Source organism: Pseudomonas sp. YuFO8 (genome assembly GCF_035065025.1).
GTDB classification, from domain to species: Bacteria; Pseudomonadota; Gammaproteobacteria; order Pseudomonadales; family Pseudomonadaceae; genus Aquipseudomonas; species Aquipseudomonas putida_AE.
In genome coordinates, this window is the sequence record NZ_JAXDEQ010000188.1 from 1 (window position 1) to 399 (window position 399).

General features: G+C 58.9%; 1 protein-coding gene. It reads left to right on the top strand.

The window, feature by feature from the left end:
• A partial coding sequence (locus SOP95_RS31930) for a class I SAM-dependent methyltransferase (protein WP_323609581.1) occupies window positions 1-399 on the top strand: 399 nt, incomplete at both ends.

Sequence of the window (399 nt, forward strand, 5' to 3'; positions counted from 1 at the left end):
CTTTCTTGAGCCTTTGAAGAACCTGTATCAGGATCTGGATGCACTGGACCTGGGCTGTGGTCGCGGAGAGTGGCTTGAACTGCTGGTCCAAAATGGCTTTGCGCCTTCAGGCGTGGACCTGGACAGTGGGATGCTAGAGGCATGCCAGTCTCGCGGTTTGCCTGCCGAGCAGGGGGATGCGCTGTCGGCGTTGCGAAGCCTGCCTGATGCCTGCAAGGTCGTTGTCTCCGGGTTTCATATCGCGGAACACATCCCGTTTGCCGATTTGAAGGTGCTGGTCGCTGAGGCATTGCGTGTTTTGCGCCCGGGAGGGCTGCTGGTTCTGGAAACGCCCAATGCGGAAAACCTGATGGTGGGCACCCAGAACTTCTACTTGGACCCGACACACGAGCGCCCGAT